The sequence below is a fragment of the Deinococcus indicus genome (assembly GCF_002198095.1).
Lineage (GTDB): Bacteria > Deinococcota > Deinococci > Deinococcales > Deinococcaceae > Deinococcus > Deinococcus caeni.
The window spans coordinates 45,372-64,493 of sequence record NZ_NHMK01000025.1; the positions used below are offsets into that span (position 1 = coordinate 45,372).

At 69.4% G+C, this 19,122-nt stretch carries 18 protein-coding genes; 12 read left to right on the forward strand and 6 right to left on the reverse strand.

Going from position 1 to position 19,122, the window contains the following annotated elements; all coding sequences use genetic code 11:
- Positions 1-38: 38 nt before the first annotated feature.
- Positions 39-2,750: an aconitate hydratase AcnA gene (gene acnA / locus CBQ26_RS15940; RefSeq protein WP_088249628.1), complete on the forward strand. Its 2,712-nt coding sequence runs from the start codon at positions 39-41 to the stop codon at positions 2,748-2,750.
- Between the two features lie 76 nt (positions 2,751-2,826).
- Here the strand turns inward: acnA and CBQ26_RS15945 are convergent, their stop codons facing one another.
- A complete protein-coding gene (locus CBQ26_RS15945) occupies positions 2,827-3,408 on the reverse strand; it encodes a Uma2 family endonuclease (protein WP_088249630.1) in 582 nt (193 codons plus the stop codon).
- A 47-nt stretch (positions 3,409-3,455) separates the two neighbouring features.
- On the opposite strand from CBQ26_RS15945, the gene CBQ26_RS15950 reads away from it, so the two are divergent.
- On the forward strand, positions 3,456-3,788 hold the full coding sequence (locus CBQ26_RS15950) for an HNH endonuclease (protein ID WP_088249632.1): 333 nt from the start codon (positions 3,456-3,458) through the stop codon (positions 3,786-3,788).
- A gap of 77 nt (positions 3,789-3,865) precedes the next feature.
- The gene (locus CBQ26_RS15955) at positions 3,866-5,209 is read left to right on the forward strand and encodes a S8 family serine peptidase (protein WP_088249633.1); all 1,344 of its coding nucleotides are present in this window, start codon (positions 3,866-3,868) and stop codon (positions 5,207-5,209) included.
- Positions 5,210-5,277: 68 nt separating this feature from the next.
- On the opposite strand, the gene pilC is transcribed toward CBQ26_RS15955, so the two are convergent.
- A complete protein-coding gene (pilC, locus tag CBQ26_RS15960) occupies positions 5,278-6,498 on the reverse strand; it encodes a type IV pilus assembly protein PilC (protein WP_088249635.1) in 1,221 nt (406 codons plus the stop codon).
- 89 nt (positions 6,499-6,587) lie between these two features.
- Here pilC and CBQ26_RS15965 point away from each other — a divergent pair, with 89 nt between their 5' ends.
- From CBQ26_RS15965 to CBQ26_RS15975, 3 genes are all read left to right on the forward strand, one after another.
- Complete coding sequence (locus tag CBQ26_RS15965) at positions 6,588-7,217, forward strand: L-threonylcarbamoyladenylate synthase (protein ID WP_088249730.1); 630 nt, start codon at positions 6,588-6,590, stop codon at positions 7,215-7,217.
- The gene (gene scpB / locus CBQ26_RS15970) at positions 7,214-7,750 is read left to right on the forward strand and encodes an SMC-Scp complex subunit ScpB (RefSeq protein WP_088249636.1); all 537 of its coding nucleotides are present in this window, start codon (positions 7,214-7,216) and stop codon (positions 7,748-7,750) included. The genes CBQ26_RS15965 and scpB overlap by 4 nt, the downstream gene beginning before the upstream one ends.
- Before the next feature lie 209 nt (positions 7,751-7,959).
- A complete protein-coding gene (locus CBQ26_RS15975) occupies positions 7,960-8,721 on the forward strand; it encodes a DUF4388 domain-containing protein (RefSeq protein ID WP_088249638.1) in 762 nt (253 codons plus the stop codon).
- Positions 8,722-8,742: 21 nt separating this feature from the next.
- Here CBQ26_RS15975 and CBQ26_RS15980 read toward each other — a convergent pair whose 3' ends face one another.
- From CBQ26_RS15980 to CBQ26_RS15995, 4 genes are all read right to left on the reverse strand, one after another.
- Complete coding sequence (locus CBQ26_RS15980) at positions 8,743-10,449, reverse strand: helix-hairpin-helix domain-containing protein (protein ID WP_088249639.1); 1,707 nt, start codon at positions 10,447-10,449, stop codon at positions 8,743-8,745.
- A 126-nt stretch (positions 10,450-10,575) separates the two neighbouring features.
- A complete protein-coding gene (locus CBQ26_RS15985) occupies positions 10,576-11,361 on the reverse strand; it encodes a histidinol-phosphatase (protein ID WP_088249640.1) in 786 nt (261 codons plus the stop codon).
- A 32-nt stretch (positions 11,362-11,393) separates the two neighbouring features.
- On the reverse strand, positions 11,394-12,383 hold the full coding sequence (locus CBQ26_RS15990) for an MBL fold metallo-hydrolase (RefSeq protein WP_088249641.1): 990 nt from the start codon (positions 12,381-12,383) through the stop codon (positions 11,394-11,396).
- Between the two features lie 65 nt (positions 12,384-12,448).
- The gene (locus CBQ26_RS15995) at positions 12,449-13,336 is read right to left on the reverse strand and encodes an EamA family transporter (protein ID WP_425319430.1); all 888 of its coding nucleotides are present in this window, start codon (positions 13,334-13,336) and stop codon (positions 12,449-12,451) included.
- A gap of 218 nt (positions 13,337-13,554) precedes the next feature.
- Here CBQ26_RS15995 and CBQ26_RS16000 point away from each other — a divergent pair, with 218 nt between their 5' ends.
- The 6 genes from CBQ26_RS16000 to argC all read left to right on the forward strand — a co-directional run bounded on the left by CBQ26_RS16000 (position 13,555) and on the right by argC (position 19,122).
- Entirely contained in the window at positions 13,555-15,564 is a 2,010-nt protein-coding gene (locus tag CBQ26_RS16000; RefSeq protein WP_088249643.1) for a M14 family zinc carboxypeptidase, read from the forward strand.
- 141 nt (positions 15,565-15,705) lie between these two features.
- Positions 15,706-16,785, forward strand: coding sequence for an ornithine carbamoyltransferase (gene argF / locus CBQ26_RS16005; RefSeq protein ID WP_088249644.1), 1,080 nt, complete (start codon positions 15,706-15,708; stop codon positions 16,783-16,785).
- A gap of 70 nt (positions 16,786-16,855) precedes the next feature.
- Entirely contained in the window at positions 16,856-17,374 is a 519-nt protein-coding gene (locus CBQ26_RS16010) for a GNAT family N-acetyltransferase (protein WP_088249645.1), read from the forward strand.
- Positions 17,362-17,883, forward strand: coding sequence for an NUDIX hydrolase (locus CBQ26_RS16015; protein ID WP_244898061.1), 522 nt, complete (start codon positions 17,362-17,364; stop codon positions 17,881-17,883). The genes CBQ26_RS16010 and CBQ26_RS16015 overlap by 13 nt, the downstream gene beginning before the upstream one ends.
- The gene (locus CBQ26_RS16020; RefSeq protein ID WP_088249646.1) at positions 17,876-18,202 is read left to right on the forward strand and encodes a hypothetical protein; all 327 of its coding nucleotides are present in this window, start codon (positions 17,876-17,878) and stop codon (positions 18,200-18,202) included. Before CBQ26_RS16015 ends, CBQ26_RS16020 begins: the two co-directional genes overlap by 8 nt.
- Positions 18,199-19,122: an N-acetyl-gamma-glutamyl-phosphate reductase gene (gene argC / locus CBQ26_RS16025; protein ID WP_088249647.1), complete on the forward strand. Its 924-nt coding sequence runs from the start codon at positions 18,199-18,201 to the stop codon at positions 19,120-19,122. Before CBQ26_RS16020 ends, argC begins: the two co-directional genes overlap by 4 nt.

Consider the following 19,122-nt stretch of genomic DNA (forward strand, 5'->3'; position numbering starts at 1 on the left):
TGGAAGTACCGCCCGGAAACGGGCAAGGAGGAACACACATGGCGATGAACCTGTTCGGCGCGCGCGACACGCTCACCACGCAAAGCGGCCAGAAACTCTACTACTACAACCTCAACAAACTCCAGGAGCAGGGCCACGACATCAGCCGCCTGCCGGTCAGCATCAAGGTGCTGCTCGAAAGCGTGCTGCGCGAAGCGAACGACTACGACGTCCGCCGCGAGGACGTCGCCACGGTCGCCGGGTGGAAACCCGTCAACGAGGAAGTCGAGATTCCCTTCAAGCCCGCCCGCGTGATCCTCCAGGACTTCACCGGCGTGCCCGCCGTCGTGGACCTCGCCGCCATGCGCAGCGCCATGGTCAAGCTCGGCGGCGACCCCAGCAAGATCAACCCGCTGATCCCCGTGGACCTCGTCATCGACCACTCCGTGCAGGTCGACGAGTTCGGCACCGACTTCGCCCTCGCCAACAACATGGCCCTCGAATTCGAACGCAACCGCGAACGCTACGAGTTCCTCCGCTGGGGCCAGCAGGCCTTCGACAACTTCGGCGTCGTGCCCCCCGCCTCGGGCATCGTTCACCAGGTCAACCTGGAGTACCTCGCCAAGGGCGTCCAGAGCCGCCCCGAGGACGACGGCGTCGTCGTGTACCCCGACAGCCTCGTCGGCACCGATTCCCACACCACCATGATCAACGGCCTGGGCATCGTCGGCTGGGGCGTCGGCGGCATCGAGGCCGAAGCCGTCATGCTCGGCCAGCCCATCTACATGCTGATGCCCGAAGTGATCGGCTTCAAGATCACCGGCGCCATGCCCGAAGGTGCCACCGCCACCGACCTCGCGCTGCGCGTCACCGAGATGCTGCGCGCCAAAGGCGTGGTCGGCAAGTTCGTCGAGTTCTACGGCGCGGGCCTGAGCAACATGACCCTCCCCGACCGCGCCACCATCGCCAACATGGCCCCCGAGTACGGCGCCACCATGGGCTTCTTCCCCGTGGATGACGAGGCGCTGCGCTACCTGCGCCGCACCGGCCGCCTGGAAACCGAGATCGAACTCGTCGAGGCGTACTACAAGGCCCAGGGCATGTACCGCACCGACGACACCGTCGACCCCGTCTTCACCGACACCATCGAACTCGACCTGGGCACCATCGTCCCCAGCCTCGCCGGCCCCAAGCGTCCCCAGGACCGCGTGGACCTGACCGGGATGCACACCGTGTTCAACGAGGCGCTCACCGCGCCCGTCAAGGCGCGCGGCTTCGAACTGCCCGAAGGCAAGCTGGACGCCCAGGGCACCATCACCGGCACCGACATCAAGATCGGACACGGCGCCGTGACGCTCGCCAGCATCACCTCCTGCACGAACACCAGCAACCCCAGCGTGCTGATCGCCGCCGGCCTCGTCGCCAAGAAGGCCGTCGAACTGGGCCTGGACAGCAAACCCTGGGTCAAGACCAGCCTCGCCCCCGGCAGCCGCGTCGTCACCGAGTACCTCGAAGCCGCCGGCCTCCAGACGTACCTCGACCAGATCGGCTTCAACACCGTCGGTTACGGCTGCATGACCTGCATCGGCAACAGCGGCCCGCTGCCCGAACCCACCGTGGACGCCATCAACGAAGGTGACCTCGTCGTCGCCAGCGTCCTGAGCGGCAACCGCAACTTCGAAGGCCGCGTCAACCCGCACATCAAGGCCAACTACCTCGCCAGCCCGCCCCTGGTCGTCGCGTACGCCCTGGCAGGCACCGTCGTGAACGACATCGTGAACGACCCCATCGGCACCGGCAAGGACGGCCAGCCCGTGTACCTGCGCGACGTGTGGCCCACCACCGCCGAGATCCAGCAGGTCATGGACCAGGCCATCAACGCCGACATGTTCAAGAAGGTCTACGACGGCATCGAGAAGAGCAACCAGGACTGGAACGCCATCCCCGTCGCCGAGGGCGCCCTCTACGACTGGAAGGAAGACAGCACCTACATCCAGAACCCCCCCTTCTTCGACAACCTCGCCGGCGGCCCCAGCGACATCGTCAGCATCGAGGGTGCGCGCGCCCTGGTGAAGGTCGGCGACTCCGTCACCACCGACCACATCAGCCCCGCCGGCAGCTTCAAGAGCGACACCCCCGCCGGGAAGTTCCTCACGGAACGCGGCATTGCTCCGAAGGACTTCAACTCCTACGGCAGCCGCCGCGGCAACGACCGCATCATGACCCGCGGCACGTTCGCCAACATCCGCCTCAAGAACCAGCTCGCCCCCGGCACCGAAGGTGGCTTCACCACCGACTACACCACCGGACAGGTCAGCTCCATCTACGACGCCTCGGTCAACTACAAGGCCAGCAACATCCCCCTGGTCATCTTCGCCGGTAAGGACTACGGCATGGGCAGCAGCCGCGACTGGGCCGCCAAGGGCACCTTCCTGCTCGGCGTGAAGGCCGTCATCGCCGAGAGCTTCGAGCGCATCCACCGCAGCAACCTCGTCGGCATGGGCGTCCTGCCCCTCCAGTACAAGAACGGCGAAACCGCCGAGAGCCTGGGCATCAACGGCGACGAGACCTTCGACGTCATCCTGCCCGGCGACCTCAAACCCCGCCAGGACGTCGACGTGAAGATCACCGCCGCCGACGGCCAGAGCCGCACCATCACCGTCCAGTGCCGCATCGACACCCCCGTCGAAATCGACTACTACAAGAACGGCGGCATCCTCCAGACCGTGCTGCGCGGCATCCTCGCCAAGAGCAACGAAGTCAAAGCCTGAGCCTGACCTGAAGTGAACGAGCCCCGCCCGGTTTCCTGGGCGGGGCTCACGCTATGGCGGAGGGGGTGACCCGGCGTTACAGCGCTGTCCCCTCGTACATCTCGTCCAGTGCAACGCTGATGTTTACGCACGGCAGCGTCAACGTTCCCTTTCCTTCCACGTAGTCCTCCCTCCAGCTGTTGCCGGTGCGGGTGTAGAGGCGGGCGGCGCGGACGCTGGTGTCCACCAGCAGGTACCCCCGGAGGCTGGGGAGTTGCTGGTATGCCCAGAGTTTCTCGCGGCGGTCGGTGTCCTGCGTGCTGTCGCTGAGAATCTCTGCGATCAGGCACGGGGCATTCGTGTAGCGGGCGTCGTCCGGCATGTCCTCGCAGGTGACCAGAATGTCCGGATAGTAGTAACGGGTGCCGTGGGTGGGGATGCGGACGCGCATGTCGCTGGCGAACACGCGGCACCCGATGCGCCGGGCGGGGGCGTGCAGCGCGGCGACGAGGTTCGTGGCGACCGTACCGTGTCGACTGGTCGCTCCGGCCTGCGCGGTAGGGGTGTCGGCGGGCAGGGTGTACACGAAGCCGTCCACGTACTCCCGGCGGTGGGGGCTGAGCGGTTCGCTGCTCAGGTATTCGGCCTCGCTGAGTTTCTTCAGGGGCGAACTGGTCATGCGTTCAGTGTACGGGTCAGGTGTTCTGCCCGCGCTATGGTGCCGTCATGGGTCGTAAGGATCGGGAGCAGGCGAGCTGGGTCGAGGACACGCGCACGGAACCGCTGGACGTGTGCGTGCTGTGCGGGCGCGAGGGGGAAATGACGGATCATCACCTTGTTCCCAAATCGCAGGGGCGGCGGCAGGGCGTGAAACTGGGCGAGATTCCCACCGTGAAGATGTGCGCGGCCTGCCAGGGGTTCCTGAGCAAGACGTTCAGCAACTCGCAGCTGGCGAACGAGTTGAACACCGTCGAGGCGATCCGCGAGCGGGAGGAGGTGCAGAAGTTCGTGAAGTGGGTGCAGAAGCAGCCGCTCTCGCGGGGTGTGCGCGTTCACTGACCGGCGGCGGGGGTGACGTTCAGGGTTGATGGAGGCGGTTCAGACCCGCGTCAGGCCGGGGGTTTATACGCTGGGGTATGCGTCTGCCTGTGCCCGTGCTGTGTGCCGTGACCGCCTCGCTGCTGCTGTCGGCTTGCGGAGGGGGCGGGAGTTCCACCCCGGCTCCCGCGCCACCTGACGCTGGTCCCATCTGCACGCAGGCGGCGGCCCCCACCCCGGTTCAGGTGCAGTCCACGCCGGTGGCTGCGCTGGGCGCACCGGACTGGAGTGCGCCGCGCGTGCCGGGGCGGGTGCTGCTGCTGGGATCGGACACCCTGGCGGCGCAGTCCGTGACGACCCTGGCAGGCGTGGTGACGCAGACGGTCACGGACGGCGTGCGGCTGGCCTTCACGCCCGCTGGCACGGATGACCGGGCGTTCGCCGTGCGGCTGCAGCAGGCCGGACTGCGCGCCCAGCCGGACTTCCTGTACGCGCCGCTGGCGAACCCGAACGATCCGGGCGTGCCGGGCAACGCGGGCGTGCCCATCAGCGGTGCGGGGACGTTCACGCAGTCGTACCTGACGCGCGTGCGTGCCCCGCAGGCCTGGACGTTCCTGCAGGGCTGCGGCAAGACGCCGGTCGCCGCGAAGACCGCCATCCTGGACTCGAAGGTCGAGGCGGGCCACCCGGACCTGACGGGCCGCGTGGCCGGCAGCGCGTCGTTCCTCAGCCCGAATTCCGGTGGGTCCGACACGAGCACCGGCCACGGCACCGCGTCGGCCGGACTGGTCGGGGCCGCCACGAACAACGGCCGTGGCGTGGCGGGCGTCACCTGGAGCGGCCCGCTGCTGGCCGTGGAGGTGCTGGGCGCGTCGGGCGGCAGTACCAGCGATCTGGCACGTGGCCTGAACGAATCGGTCCGGCAGGGCGCGAAGGTCATCAACATGAGCCTGGGACTGGCAGGTGATCCTGGGGACGCCGTGCTGGCCCAGGCCCTCACGGACGCCGCGAGGAGCGCCGTGCTGGTCGCCGCCGCCGGGAACACCGCCGGGGACGGCGTGTACTACCCGGCCAGTCACCCGGACGTGATCGCCGTGGGCGCCGTCGCGCAGAACGACGGGCAACTCGCCTGCTACAGCGCCCGCCCCAGCGCCGCCCGGCCGCGTGCGCTGAACATCGTCGCGCCGGGCGGCGCCGGCAACTGCGCTGGCGCCACGAACGCCGCGCAGATGCTGATCCTCGCGCCCGGCGGCGGGTACACCCTGGGGGCCGGCACCAGTTTCGCCGCGCCCCTCGTCAGTGGCGTGGCCGCCCTCATGCGCGCCGCGAACCCCGACCTGAGCGCCGCCGAGACGAAGGCCCGCCTGCTGGGCAGCGTGAACCGGGCCGCCGGGCAGCCCCTGCTGGACGCGAACGCCGCCGTGCGCGCCGCCACCCGCTGAACCACACAGAGCCAACGGGAAGGGGGCCGGTGAGCATAATGCACCGGCCTCCTTCCCGCTGAAGGTCGTTACTGGCTGAGCTGCCCGATGATGGCGAACATCGGGAGGAACATCCCGGCCACAATCACCCCGACGATGCCGCCCAGGAACACGATCATCAGCGGTTCGATGGCGGCCGTCATGCTGTCCACGGCCTCGTCCACCTCGCGGTCGTAGAAGTCCCCGACCTTCCCGAGCATGTTGTCCAGCGAACCTGTTTCCTCACCGATGGAGATCATGCTGACGACCATCGGCGGGAAGACCTTGCTGGTGGCGAGGCTGCTGCTCATCTGCTCACCGACCATCACGACGTTCTTGGCGTTCTCGATGCTCTCCTCGACGATGGCGTTGTTCGCGGTGCCTTTCGTGATCTCCAGGCTCTCGATGATGTTCACGCCGCTGCTGATGAGCAGGCCGAAGGTGCGCGCGAACGACGCGATGGCGCTCTTCTGCACGAGATTGCCGAAGACCGGGATCTTGAGCTTGATGTCGTCGATGATCATCCGGCCCTTGGGCGTCTTGTAGTACCAGCGGTAGACGTACGTGATCACTGCAACGATCGCGACGATGATCAGCGTCGAATTCTTCAGGAAGTCCGACACGGCCATCAGGACCCGCGTGATCAGCGGCAGGGGAGCGTTCAGCTGGGAGAGGATATTCGCGAACTGCGGCACGATGGTCGTCAGCAGGAAGTACGTGATCAGGATCGCGAAGACCAGCACCACGACCGGGTAGGTCAGGGCGCTCTTCAGCTTGCCGCGCAGCGCGAGGTCCTTCTCCTGAAAGGCGGCGATGCGTTCCAGGACCGAATCGAGGGTGCCGCTGGTCTCGCCGGCCCGCACCAGGTTCACGTACAGGCGGTTGAAGATCTTCGGGTACTTGACGATGGTGTCGCTCAGGGGCGTGCCGGCCTCCACATCGGTCCGCATGTTCTTCACGACCGTCTGGAAGCCCTTGTGGTCGATCTGCTTCTGCAGGATCGCCAGGGACTGCACCAGCGGCACCCCGGCGTTGATCAGGGTGGCCAGCTGCTTGCTGAAGATGGCAATCTGTTTGAGATTGGGTGGCTGGTTGTCCAGGAAGGGAATCTTGATGTCGGCGTTCAGGCCCGACTTGGGAGCCTTGATCTCGACGATCATCAGGTTCTTGGCGCGCAGGGCGTCCCGGACCTGGTTGGCCGTCTCGGCTTCCATCTGGGATTTCAGCACCTTGCCGGAGCGGTCACGCACTCGGTATTCGAAGACGGGCATACCGGATCAGTATAGTCTGATGGTCTTGCGCTGACCTTACAGGTCCGGGGGTGCCCCGGACGGGCGGGCGGCGTCAGGGAGAACCGATCATGAACGACGAGAACAACGCACGCGCGCACGCCGCGCCGGACTGGCAGGCGCAGGTGGACCGGGCGGCCGCGCGACTCCTGGCGGGCGGCGTGGTCGCGTACCCCAGCGAGACGGTCTGGGGACTGGCGGCGCACCCGGATCACCCGGCCGCCATCCGCCGCCTGTACGAACTGAAGGGCCGGGACGCGCAGAAACCCGTGCAGGTGTCCTGCCTGAACCGCGAGGCGGCGCAGCGCCTGATCCTGCCGCAACCGGCGCTGGCACGACTGGCGCCGTTCTGGCCGGGGCCGCTGACGGTCGTCACGCCGGCCCGGCCCGACTGTCCGCCCGATCTCGCGCCGGGCGGCCGGGTCGGCCTGCGCCTGCCGGATCACCCGGTGGCGCTGGCGCTGCTGGAGCGGGTGGGGGGCCTGCTGGCGACGACCAGCTGCAACCGCAGTGGCGAGCCGGCCGCCCTGACCTTCGAGCAGGCGCGTGACCTGAACCTGGGGGATCAGGTGCTACCGGACGGCGGGTTCCCGGCGCTGGGCGTGCCGAGCACCGTGCTGCTGCTGCCCGAGGGGCTGATCCTGCGGGCCGGGGCGGTCAGTGAGACGCAGCTCCGGGCGGCCCTGACGGACCCCGCGTGAGCGGCGCGCCGTCCCTGGGCGCCCTGATCGGCGCCTCGCTGCTGGCGGCGGGGCGGCCGGTGCAGGTGCGGGAACTCGCGGCGGTGCTCGGCGTGCCGGAGGACGCGGCGCTGCGCGAGGTGCAGGCGTTCACGGCGCGCGTGCAGGCCGCCGACCTGGGCTTCACGGTCGAGGCGGTCGCCGGCGGGTACCGGCTGGTGGTGCCGCCCACGCTGTCCGGACACCTGGCCCCGCTGCTGGCCCCGCCGCCCCTGCCGGCCCTGAGCAGCGCGGCGCTGGAGGTGCTCGCGGTGATCGCCTACCGGCAGCCCGTCACGCGCGCGGAGATCGAGGCGATGCGCGGCGGTAGCGCCGGGACGGTCGTCACCCTTCAGGAGCGGGAACTCGTGAAGGTCGTGGGCCGCTCGGACGCGGTGGGCAGCCCGCTGCTGTACGGCACCACGGAACGCTTCCTGCTGGACTTCGGCCTGACCGGCCTGGACGAGCTGCCGCCGCTGGAGAACGCGAACTTCTCGCACCTGCTGCGCAGCTGATCCGGACCGGGACCGGCAGGGCCGCACGATGCACCCGGATGGAGCCAGGAGGGGAGCCGTGGCTGCCGGGCACGGACGGCGCGGCGTCCGCTCCAGTCACGCAGCGGACGGAACCCCACTTGTCCGGGCGGGGCAGATGAGCGAACATGAGCGCAGGGGCGCGCGGCGCCGCGACGGGAGGACGTGATCACTCTGAACGCCACGCACGCATGACCAGATCCACCTCCAGCCTCGACACCTTCGATTTCCTGGAACTGCTGTACCTGCTGACCGAACAGGGCCGCACGGGCGTCCTGTACGTCTTCCGGCCGGACGGGCAGTTCCAGGCGTGGCTGGAAGCCGGGCGGGTCCGGCACCTGCAGTTCGGTCAGGACGACGGCGTCCCGGCGCTTGTGCGACTGATGAACGACCCCAAGGGCCGCTTCCACTTCGACGAGGGCGTCACGCACGGCAACCCCCGCCTGGACAGCACCCTGGACGAGGTGACCCTGGAAGCGCTGGAAGCCATGCCCTTCCAGGACCTGCCGTTCGACGGTCCGGCGCGCGTCACGTCACCGCAACGGGTGAACCGCATGCGCTGGAGCCTCAAGGAGCTCGACGTCCTGAAGCAGATCGACGCGCAGAAACCCGTCTCGGAACTCGCGCAGGACCCCGAAGCGAAACGCATGCTGCTCAAACTGTTCCGCATCGGCCTGATCGTGCCCCGCAAGACCCGCGTGGCCCGCCTGACCGTCACCGTCACCCGGCAGGTGCAGGGTGTGGCGCTGGTCGACGAACTGATCTTCCGGCGCTGGAAGGAAGACATCGTGCGCCACCCGCAACTCGTGGCCCTGAAAGCCGACGACGGACAGGTGTACACCCTGCCCGTCCGCATGTCCGCCAACCTGACCAACCAGATCATGATTCCCGCCGACCTGCTGGTGCGCACCACCCTGCGCGCCGGCGACAGCGTCCTGGCCAAACCCGTCTGACGGACGGCGCCCGACCCAGGGTCAGATCCGCGCGGCCCGCTGCGCCTGCACGAACGCCAGGAACGCGTCGCGGTCCAGGGTGTTGATGACGTGCTGTGGGGTCAGGCCGGCCTTGCGGGCGACCATCACGCCGTAGCGGGCGTCTTTCAGGCCGCCCGGCACGTGCGCGTCGGTGTTGACGGCGAACCGCACGCGGTCCCGCCACGCCAGCGCCACGCGCCAGTCGAGATCCAGGCGGTAGGCGTTCGCGTTGATCTCGACGACCGTGCCCCGCTCGGCGCAGGCGGCCATCACGGCGTTCAGGTCCAGCGCGTAGCCGGGGCGGCGCAGCAGCAGGCGGCCCGTGGGGTGCCCCAGGATGGTCACGAGGGGGTGCCGGGCGGCCTGCACCAGCCGCTCGGTCTGCCGCTCGGGGCTCAGCGTGAAGAGGCTGTGGACGCTGGCGACCACGTAATCCAGTTCGGCGAGCACGTCGTCCGGGTAGTCGAGGCTGCCGTCCTCGAGGATGTCCACCTCGGCGCCCGCCACCAGGGGCACGCCCGCTGATTGCAACTCGCGGATTTCCTTCAGTTGCGCCCGCAGGCGTTCGATGCTCAGACCGTTCGCGTAGTGCGCGGCGCGCGAGTGATCCCCGGTGCCCAGGAATTCGTGGCCCAGCCGCACCGTCGCGGCGGCCATGTCGGCAATGCTGGCCGCGCCGTCCGACCACGTCGAGTGCGTGTGCAGCATCCCGCGCAGGTCCGCGACCGTCACCAGTTCATCCGGGTGGGGGAGGGTCTCCCACACGCCGTCATGCTCGGGCTCGCGGTACTCGGCGGGGCGCAGGGGCAGGTCCAGCGCCTGCATCACGTCCGCCTCGGTGGGCGTGTCCAGCACCGCGCCCGCCCGGATCAGGCCGTGGCCGCTCAGGTCGAAGCCCCGCACCTTGGCCTCCTCGCGCAGCGACTCGCGGTAGGCGGTGCCGCCGCCCATCATCAGGTCCAGTGCCCCCCGCACGCCCTCACGCGGTGCGTACGCCACCTCGACCGGCACGCCGTCCACGCGGCCAGCGAACAGGGGTTTCTTCCCGACCGGTTCCAGCCCCTCCACCACCCCGGCCAGCCGCTCCTGCACCTGCTCCGGCGTGGCAGTCACGGTCACACGCGCCACCCGCACCGTGTCCAGGCCCCGGCGCACGTCCCCCGCCACACGCGGCTCCAGCCCGTCCAGCACGCGGCACAACCCTTCCGCGACCTCGTGCGCCGTGCTCAGGTGCTGCCGCTCCTGCGCGCTCAGCGCGAACTCCACCGCCGCCAGGAACGACGCCGCACTCTTCGCCCCGAACCCCTTCAGCGCCGCCACCCGCCCGTCCCGGCACGCCTCGCGCAGGCCCTCCAGCGAATCGATGCCCGCGTCCCACAGCGCCCGGATCTTCTTCGGCCCCAGCCCCCGCACCCGGAACAGACTCAGCACACCCGCCGGAATCAGACTCGCGGCGTCCTCCAGCGGCCCGAACACCCCCGTCCGCACGTACTCCAGCAGGTCCGCCGCAATGGCCTTCCCGACCTTCGGGATACCCGCGAACGCCCGCGCGGCGAGCACATCCACCTCATCTTGCACGCCCTCCAGGCTGCGCGCCGCACTCCGGAACGCCTGCGCCCGGAAAGGATCATCCCCCACCCCCAGCAGATCCAGCAGATCCGCCGTCGTCTTCAGCGCGCCCACCAGGGACTTCTTCGTGACTTCCATGGACCCAGAGTACGGGGAAGCGGGAGTCGGCGGGCGTGCCGAACGCCTGACCAGTCGGGCCGGTAGGCGACCCCTCAGTCCGCTGCGCGGCCAGCTCCCCTTAAGGGGAGCCAGAGAGACAACGCTTTATCCGTGGCGGATGCGTCCCTGGTATGTCACGATCCGTCCGCCGACGTCGTGAATCTGCTTGATGGCGTCGGTGAAGCGGTGCCCGACCTCCTCTGGTTTGTGCGCGTCGCTGCCCAGCACGAACGGAATGCCGCGCTCGGCGGCGGCGCGCGTCAGGTCCGGGGCGGGGTAGGCTTCCGCGACCGGTTTGCGCCACCCGGCGGTGTTGAAGTCCAGTGCGAGGCCGCGTTCGGCGATGACGTCCAGGGCGTGCAGCGCGGCGTACCCTTCGGGGTCGCGGTGCCCGAACTTCTTGGGCAGGTCCAGGTGCCCGATGGAGTCGAACAGGCCGGATTTCGCGGCGCCCTCGGCCAGCGCGTAGTAGTCGCGGTACAGACCCGCGAGGTCGCGGCTGTCGTACTCCGCGATGAATTCCGGGTTGTCGAAGCCCCACGCGCCGATGTAATGGACGCTGCCGATCACGTAGTCCCACGGGTGCGCGCCCAGCACCTCCTCCACGTACTTCTCGGTGCCGGGGTGGAAGTCCGCTTCCAGGCCCAGCCGGACCTCCAGCCGCCCGGCGAACTCCGCCTGGGCGTCCTGCACGTCGGCCACGTACTGGGCCAGCTGGTCGCGGCGCATCCGCCACGGCGCGTCGTACCACGCGGGCATCGGCATGTGATCCGTGAAGCAGATGCCCGCCAGTCCGGCATCCAGGGCTGAGCGCGCGTACTCGCGGGGCGACCCGGTCGCGTGCCCGCACAGGGGCGTGTGCATGTGCGAATCGAACAGCAGAGCAGTCATGCCCTACAGGGTACGGCAGCCCCGCGCGTCCTTCAGGCCAGCCAGCCGTCCGGGAAGCGCGTGGCGGGGTGGATGGCCTGCGCGGCACTCAGCATGGCGGGCCACTGTTCGGGCCGGTAGCGGCGGCTCAGGTGCAGCAGCGTCAGCGCGGGCAGGCCCGCCGCGTGGGCGAGGGCGGCGACCTGCGTGACGGTGGTGTGCTGGTGCCGCGTGGCGAGGGCGTGGTCTTCGGGGGCGTACTGCGCCTCGGCGTACAGCGTCTGCACGCCGCGCAGCAGGGGGGCGAGGCGGGCCTGCTGCGCGGCGTCCAGCAGGAAGTCCGTGAGGTACGCGAGGCTCTCTCCGGTCTCGCGTTCCATCAGCGCGGCGCGGAGGGTGTCCGCATGGTGGACCTGACCGTTCACGTCAATGTCCCCGGTCGCCCCGCCTTTCAATGCGGCGAGCCAGGGGCCGGGGCGCAGGGCCAACCCTGCCAGGGCGGCGGGGTTCACGCGCTCCCGGCTTTCCTCCCGCAGGATGAAGCCCAGGCTGCGGCCGTGGTGTTCCAGTGGGACGGCCTGCACGCTGACGTGCGGGGTGGTGAGGATCGTGCCGTCGTGGGGGCGGCGGCCCGCGTCGTGGGCCACGGCGAAGGCCTCCTGCGCCTCGAAGCGGAAGGACTGCACGTGCGCGTCGTGAACGTCATGCACGAACCACTGCCCGCGCAGGTCCGGCGCGTGGTTCCACCAGTACCCCTGGAAGCGGTGCCCGAGGATGCGGGCCGTGCCGGGCGGCCCCCAGGCGTGCGTGGGCGCCGCGCGGTCGAAGGTCGCGCGGAAGAAATCGTCGAAGCCGCCCACGTGATCCATGTGCAGGTGCGACAGCAGCAGGTGATCGGTGGCCTGCACCTCCGCGAACGGCAGCGTGTCCAGCACGCGCGCGCCGCAGTCCAGCAGCAGGCGCGTCTGCCCCTGCCCGCTGTCCGCCACGACCCACAGCGCGTTGTCCTCTGCCGGTCGGCCCAGCACCCGTGCCCTCAACATGCCGCGCAGCCTAGCGGGTGCCCGGCGTGGCGTGCCATGCGCCGGGTGGCCTACGCCGTCCCCAGTCAGGCCGGGGTGCGCTGTCCGGGCCGGTGCCACCAGCGGCCCCCGAAGACGTGCAGGGTCAGGCCCGCGAAGACCAGCAGCGCGCCGACGGCCTTGCCGGGCGGGAATGCCTCCTGGTACACCAGGGCGCTGGCGATCAGGCCGAACACCGGGACCAGCAGCGACAGCGGGGCGACACGGGCCGCGCCGTGCCGCTGGATCAGCGCGGCCCACACGCCGAAGCCCAGAACCGTGTTGCCCAGGCCCATGAACAGGACAGCGGCCCAGAAGCCCGCGCCGGACTGCGTGAGGGCGCGGGTTACGGCGTCCCAGCCGTCCACGACGCCGGACAGCAGGGCCAGCGGAACGGGCGGAATCAGGGCGCTCCAGACGACCAGACTGAACATGTTCGCGCCGCCGGACGCCCGCACGATCAGGTTACTGACGGCCCAGCCGAGTGCGGCGGCCAGCGTCAGACCCAGGCTGATCAGGGGCAGGTCCCCGCCGGACAGCGCGCCGATCAGGGCCATGCCAGCGAAGGCCAGCGTGATGCCCGCCACCTGCCACGGCTGCACGCGTTCGCCCAGGAACCGCGCGGCCAGCAGCGCCGTGAAGAACGCCTGCATCTGCATGAGCAGCGAGCCCAGGCCGGCGCTCATGCCCAGCCCGATGGCGAGGTACAGCAGCCCGAACTGCACCACGCCCACCGCCAGCCCGTACCCCCACAGCAGCCGGGTGGGCATCCGGGGGCGCGGCACGAAGAACACGGCGGGCAGCGCCGCCAGGGCGAAGCGCAGCGCGGCCACCAGCAGCGGCGGGGCGTCCGCGACCGACCACTTGATGACCACGAAGTTCACGCCCCAGATGCCCGTGATCAGCAGGGCCAGCAGCAGCGCGCGGGCGTTCAGGGGGCTGGTGGGGGAGGGGGTGCTCACTGCGCGCGAGTGTACGCCCCCGCGCGGGTCCAGGCCGGGGCGCGGCAGGCCCGGCATCCCGCAGGGCTGGACGGCGCGGCCCACGTCCGCCCGTGTGCGGGTGTTACAGTGGACCGGTACCGACCAATTCACCCGCACGCTGCCTGCCGCCCCCACCGGGCTGTTTCTGGCGTGCCTTCACCGGAGGTCCCATGAAGCGATTCACGAACGGCCCGGCCCTGTCCCTGATCCTGAGTGCGTCCCTGCTGCTCGGAGCCTGTTCGCAGGCGCCGCAGCCCGTGGCGGCCACCCCGCCCGCCGGGACCGGCACGCTGGTCGCCAGCGCCGACGAGTGCCGCACCTTCGAGCAGAACCCGGTGGTGGTGTCCCGCATCGAGTTCAGGACGCCGCGCGACTGGCTGGACATCGTGAAGACCTTCGAACCGGTCGGCGGCAGCCTGGAGGAAGGCTTCGTGCTGCTGGACGTCGGCAAGGAAGACTTCGAACGCCTGCGCGTGACCGGCCTGACGCGCGGCTGGACCGTGCAGATCGACGCCAGGGAAACGCAGCGGCACAGCGCCTCGCTGAAAACCCCGCTGGGGGCCCTGAGCATCAACGGCTACTCCTGCTACCGCACGGTCGAGGAGACGTACACCAGCGCGCAGAATCTGGTCGCGCAGTACCCGAACCTCGCCAGCTGGAGCAGTTTCGGGTCCTCGTGGCTGAAGAGCAAGGGGCGCGGCGGGTACGACATGAACGTCCTGAAGCTGACCAACAGGAGCGTCACGGGCACCAAACCCCGCCTGCTGATCACGGCGTCCATCCACGCGCGCGAGTACACGCCCGCCGAACTCGCCACCCGCTTCGCGGAGTACCTGCTCGCGAACTACGGCCGGGACGCCGACGTCACCTGGATGCTGGACACGCAGGAAGTCTGGCTGGTCCTCCAGAGCAACCCGGACGGCCGCAAGAAAGCCGAGGCGGGCGCGTCGTGGCGCAAGAACGCGAACGACACCCAGGCCTGCGGGAACGGCCTGTTTGGCGCGGACCTGAACCGCAACTTCAACTACGCCTGGGGCACCGGCGGGTCCAGCACCGACCCCTGCAACGAGACGTACCGGGGCGTGGGGGCGGCCTCCGAACCGGAAACACAGAACCTCCAGACCCTCATCCGGGACGCCTTCCCCGACAGCCGTGGCCCCGCCCGCACCGACGCCGCGCCCGCCAGCACGCCCGGCGTGTACATCGACATTCACAGCTACTCCAAGCTGGTCCTGTGGCCGTGGGGAGATACCAACACGGTCGCCCCGAACGGCGTGGCGCTGCAATCGCTGGGCCGCAAACTGGCCTTCTTCAACGGGTACACCCCCGAGCAGTCCATCGGCCTGTACCCCACCAGCGGCACCACGAACGACTTCGCGTACGGGGAGCTGGGCGTCGCGTCGTACACCTTCGAGCTGGGCAACGCCTTCTTCGAGTCGTGCAGCGCCTTTACCGGCACTATCCTCCCGCAGAACCAGGCGGCCCTGCTGTACGCCCTGCGTGTGGCCCGCGCGCCGTACCAGCTGGGCAGCGGCCCGGACAGCGTGAGCGTCAGCGCGCCCGCCAGCGTCGCCACGGGCGGCACGTTCACCCTGAGTGCCAGCGCCACGAACACCCGCTTCAACACCAGTAACGGCGCCGAACCCACCCGCACCATTACCGGCGCGGAGTACTTCATCGACACGCCCCCCTGGGCCGGCGGGACACCCACCGCCATGACCGCCACCGACGGCACCTTCAATGCCGCCACCGAGGCCGTGCGCGCCACCGTGTCCGTGGCGGGCCTCAGCGCCGGGAAACACACCGTCTACGTCCGCGCCCGCAACAACAGCGGCACGTACGGCCCGGTGTCGGCGGTGTTCGTCACGGTGGGCGGCACCACCCCGCCCGGTACCACGTACACCGGCACCGTCGCCAGCCGCGGCAACTCCTACCAGCCCGGCACCGCCGGCTTCAGCTACGCAGGCGGAACCCTGAAGGGCAACCTGAGCGCCGCTGCGGGCACCGACTTCGACCTGTACCTGCAGAAGCTCTCGGGCAGCACCTGGACCCAGGTGGCCGCCAGTGAGGGCAGCACCAGCACCGAGGCGATCACCTACGCGGCCACCAGCGGCACGTACCGCTGGCGCGTGTACGCCTACTCCGGCAGCGGCAGCTACACCCTGACCGAAACGAGGTAAGGGAAGCGGGAGGCAGTGGGGTGTGGGAGCACAGAGTTTTCCCACACCCTGTCTGCATGTCCAGTCATCCGGAATGCATATTCATGCGCCTGCCGGACGGCGTGATCCTGCGTTGACGCGGAGCGGGTATACTCCTCGCCTATGACGAAAGTCGCCAAGACGAAGAAAACCCAGGCCCAGGCCGGCGCCGCTCCGAAGAAAACCGGGGCGGCGCGCAAGGCTGCCGCGAAAAAAGATGCAGCCCCGGTGGCCGCTGCGCCCGTGCTGCTCACTCCGGACACCCTCCCGAAACCCGTCATGGCCGGGCGGGACTTCCTGAGCAACCTCGACATGACCGCCACTGAACTGCGTGCCGTCATGGACACCGCGCACTCCATGAAACGCGGCGAGTGGCGCGCGGTGAAACCCCTGGCGGGCCTCAGCATCGCGCTGGTGTTCGAGAAGGCCAGCCTGCGCACCCGCACCACCTTCGACGTCGGCATGTACCAGCTCGGCGGGCACGCCATCACCCTCAGCAACACCGAGATCGGCCTGGGCACCCGCGAACGCGTGTCCGACGTTGCCCGCAACCTGGAACGCTGGGTGGACGCCGTCATGGGCCGCGTGTACCTCCAGCAGACCCTCCAGGAACTTGCCCAGCACGCCGCCGTCCCCGTCATCAACGGCCTGAGCGACATGCTGCACCCCGCGCAGCTCCTCGCGGACTACCAGACCATCGAGGAAGAATTCGGCACCGACCTGCGCGGCCGCTGCGTCGTGTACATCGGCGACGGGAACAACCTCGCCAACAGCCACATCCACATGGGCATCCTGACCGGCACCGACGTCACCGTCGTCACCCCCGTCGGCTACGAACCGAACGCCGGAGTCCTCATGGACGCCGTCCGCGCCGGAGTCAACATCACCCTCACGAACGACCTCGCCGCCGTGCAGGGCGCCGACGTCCTGTACACCGACGTGTGGATCAGCATGGGCCAGGAGGCCGAGGCCGACATCCGCCGCCGCGCCTTCCAGGGCTATCAGGTCACGCCCGAGATGCTCGACTCCATCGCGCCGGACGGCATCTTCCTGCACTGCCTGCCCGCCCACTACGGCGAGGAGACCGTCCCCGAGGCCACCGAACACCCCAAGAGCCGTGTGTTCGATCAGGCCGAAAACCGCCTGCACGCGCAGAAAGCCCTGATGTACCACCTCATGGGCGATCTCAAACCCCGCTGGTAAACCACTGGGGCGGCGCGCATCTGCCGTCACGCGGATGCGCGCCCGCCCGTTTCTCTGGCACGCTGACCCCATGACCATCCTGCACACGTCCCGTCTGACCCTCCGGCCCCTGACGCCGGACGACCTGCCGCGTGTCCTGGCCTACCGGAACGATCCGGAGGTCGCCCGGTATCAGGGCTGGCCGCTGCCCGCCACGCCGGACTCCGTGGCGGGGCTCGTGACGGACGCGCCGCTGGGAGCGCTCGGCTGGGTGCAGCGCGCCGTCACGCTGACGGGCGGTGAACTACTGGGGGACGTGGGCCTGAACATGCAGGGGCCGCAGGCGGAAGTCGGCGTGACACTCGCCCGCCACGCCCAGGGGCACGGGTACGCCCGCGAGGCCCTGCACGCCCTCATCACGCACGCCTTCACCGACCTGGGCCTGCACCGCGTCCACGCCAGCATCGACCCGCGCAACCGGGCGGTCGCGGCGCTGCTGACCCGCCTGGGCTTCCGGCACGAGGGCACCAGCCTCCAGAGCTACCGGCACCGGGGCGAATGGACCGACGACGCCCTCTACGCTGTCCTGGCCGCCGAGTGGACCGCGTGACGCAGGTCACGGAGTGGCTGGACGTCGTGAACGGGCACGACGAGGTCATCGGTCAGGCCACCCGCGAGGACGCCTACGCGCGCGGCCTGACCGTCCGCGTCATCAACGCCTTCCTGATCAACCGCGCGGGTCAGCTGTGGATTCCGCGCCGCACGGCGCACAAACGGCTGTTCCCCGGCTGCCTCGACATGAGCGTCGGCGGGCACGTCGAACACGGCGAAACCTACGAGCAGGCCTTCCGCCGCGAGACGCAGGAGGAACTGAACCTGAACGTGAATGACCTCCCCTGGCAGCAGATCGCCAAGCTCGGACCGCGCGACGGCCTGAGCGCCTTCATGCATGTCTACGAACTGCGCCGCGACGACCCGCCCGCCTTCAATCCGGACGATTTCAGCAGCGCGCAGTGGCTCACGCCCACCGAACTCGTGCACCGCATCGAGCAGGGCGACCCGGCCAAGGGCGACCTGAAACGCCTCGTGCAGCTGTGCTACGGGGTGGGCCATGCGTGACGCGCCGTTCCTGCTCGCCCGCCTCCATTTGCCGGAGGACCGGACGACGTCATTCATCTACCGGCGATTCGGGGACAACGTGGGCGCGATGGACGGCAGCGTCTTCAGCTTCCAGCGGGCCGGAGAGCCGGTGAATGCATACGCGTGGTGGGAGAACCATGACCCGGAGGTCATCGGGCGAGGCGGGCACGGCGTGATCCGCATCGTGCCCATGACCCCGGACCTCTGGACGCACCTGAAACCCGGAACGTCCCTGGCTATGACCTTCGAACGCCTGCACGCGCAGGTCACTCAGTCTCTGATGGAGAATCAAGCATGACAGTCCCCAAGGTATTTATTGACGGTGAGGCCGGCACGACCGGTCTGCAGATCCGCTCCCGGCTGGAGGGTCGGTCGGATATCGAGTTGCTGAGCATCGACCCGGCGCGGCGCAAGGATGCGGACGCGCGGGCGGAGTTGCTGAACGCGGCGGACGTGTCGATCCTGTGCCTGCATGACGACGCGGCACGCGAGGCGGTCACGCTGACCACGAACCCGGCCGCGCGCCTGCTGGATGCGAGCACGGCGCACCGGGTGAATCCGGCGTGGGTGTTCGGCTTCCCGGAGTTGAACGCTGGGCAGGCGGACGCGATCCGCGCGGCGCGGTTCGTGGCGAACCCCGGCTGTTACAGCACTGGGGCGATCTCGCTGCTGGCCCCATTGACGGGCGCGGGCCTGATCCCGGCGGACTTCCCGGTCAGTATTCAGGGGTATAGCGGCTATACCGGTGGGGGCCGGGCGCTGGTGGACGCGCACGAGAAGGGCGAGGATCACCCCATGAAGGGCGCATTCCTGAGTTACGCGCTGGGGCTGGGGCACAAGCACATTCCCGAGACGATGCGCTACGGGGGGCTGACCCGCACGCCGATCTTCACACCGAACGTGGGCGCGTGGGCGCAGGGCATGACCGTGACCATCCCCCTGCACCTGCGCGAACTGGGCACCACGCCGGACGCCCTGCACGCGGCGCTGAAGGATCACTACGCCGGGCAGCGGTTCGTGCGCGTGTTCGACCTGAGCGACAATCCGGAGGTGCTCGACCCGCAGACCCTGAACGGCACGAACGACTTGGAGCTGTTCGTGTACCCGTCAGCGGACGGCGAGCGGGCGCTGCTGGTCGCGCGGCTGGACAACCTCGGGAAGGGCGCGGGCGGCGCGGCGGTGCAGAACCTGAACCTCATGCTCGGACTGGAGGGCTGA

Coding starts and splice junctions, on each gene's coding strand:
- acnA (WP_088249628.1), top strand. CDS start 39: ATGGCGATGAACCTGTTCGGCGCGCGCGACACGCTCACCACGCAAAGC.
- CBQ26_RS15945 (WP_088249630.1), bottom strand. CDS start 3,408: ATGACCAGTTCGCCCCTGAAGAAACTCAGCGAGGCCGAATACCTGAGC.
- CBQ26_RS15950 (WP_088249632.1), top strand. CDS start 3,456: ATGGGTCGTAAGGATCGGGAGCAGGCGAGCTGGGTCGAGGACACGCGC.
- CBQ26_RS15955 (WP_088249633.1), top strand. CDS start 3,866: ATGCGTCTGCCTGTGCCCGTGCTGTGTGCCGTGACCGCCTCGCTGCTG.
- pilC (WP_088249635.1), bottom strand. CDS start 6,498: ATGCCCGTCTTCGAATACCGAGTGCGTGACCGCTCCGGCAAGGTGCTG.
- CBQ26_RS15965 (WP_088249730.1), top strand. CDS start 6,588: ATGAACGACGAGAACAACGCACGCGCGCACGCCGCGCCGGACTGGCAG.
- CBQ26_RS15975 (WP_088249638.1), top strand. CDS start 7,960: ATGACCAGATCCACCTCCAGCCTCGACACCTTCGATTTCCTGGAACTG.
- CBQ26_RS15980 (WP_088249639.1), bottom strand. CDS start 10,449: ATGGAAGTCACGAAGAAGTCCCTGGTGGGCGCGCTGAAGACGACGGCG.
- CBQ26_RS15985 (WP_088249640.1), bottom strand. CDS start 11,361: ATGACTGCTCTGCTGTTCGATTCGCACATGCACACGCCCCTGTGCGGG.
- CBQ26_RS15990 (WP_088249641.1), bottom strand. CDS start 12,383: ATGTTGAGGGCACGGGTGCTGGGCCGACCGGCAGAGGACAACGCGCTG.
- CBQ26_RS16000 (WP_088249643.1), top strand. CDS start 13,555: ATGAAGCGATTCACGAACGGCCCGGCCCTGTCCCTGATCCTGAGTGCG.
- argF (WP_088249644.1), top strand. CDS start 15,706: ATGACGAAAGTCGCCAAGACGAAGAAAACCCAGGCCCAGGCCGGCGCC.
- CBQ26_RS16010 (WP_088249645.1), top strand. CDS start 16,856: ATGACCATCCTGCACACGTCCCGTCTGACCCTCCGGCCCCTGACGCCG.
- CBQ26_RS16020 (WP_088249646.1), top strand. CDS start 17,876: ATGCGTGACGCGCCGTTCCTGCTCGCCCGCCTCCATTTGCCGGAGGAC.
- argC (WP_088249647.1), top strand. CDS start 18,199: ATGACAGTCCCCAAGGTATTTATTGACGGTGAGGCCGGCACGACCGGT.